The following is a 672-nucleotide window of genomic DNA, read 5'->3' on the forward strand; positions in this document are numbered from 1 at the left end:
TTTTTATATTTCAAACTTATCTAAGTTATCTTTCATTTCAGAAGTTAAAGTATTAAGTGTTTCAGATGAGCCGTAAACTTTATCTGATGCACTATTTAATTCTTCAGCTGATGCTGAAATTTCTTCTGTAGTAGCTGAAATTTCTTCTGATATAGCTGAGATACTATCTATATCTTCAACTATTTCGTTTTTACTTGAGTTGATTGAATTAAATTCTTTAGTAATCTTCTCAATTAAAGGCATAACATCATCTACAGAATTTAAAATATTCTCAAAAGCACTTATAGCTTCATCCACAACATGACTTTGACTATTTAAGTCTTCAGTCATTGATTTAGAGCCTTCAACTAGATTGTTTGTATTAGAAACTATTTCAGAAACTGTTCCAAATATCTCTTCAGCTGAGTTTTTACTCATTTCGGCAAGTTTCCTTATTTCTTCTGCAACTACTGCAAAGCCTTTTCCAGCCTCACCAGCTCTTGCAGCTTCTATTGCAGCATTTAAAGCTAAAAGGTTAGTTTGCTCTGAGATACTTGTAATTAAGTTTGTCATATCATTTACTTTTTGAATCATTTTTGTTGTATGAGTTAATGAATCGTTAAATGTTATGAAGCTCGCATTAAATGTTTCTATATTTTTAGTTAGTTTTTCTATTTCAGTATTACCAGCTTG

The 672-nt window shown here is 30.2% G+C and carries 1 protein-coding gene; it reads right to left on the minus strand.

Going from position 1 to position 672, the window contains the following annotated elements; genetic code table 11:
- Positions 1 to 3 precede the first annotated feature (3 nt).
- A partial coding sequence (locus M4I33_RS16840; protein ID WP_257917852.1) for a methyl-accepting chemotaxis protein occupies positions 4 to 672 on the minus strand: 669 nt, incomplete at its 5' end.

The organism is Clostridium sp. LY3-2, from assembly GCF_024705715.1.
Taxonomy (GTDB): Bacteria; Bacillota; Clostridia; order Clostridiales; family Clostridiaceae; genus Clostridium.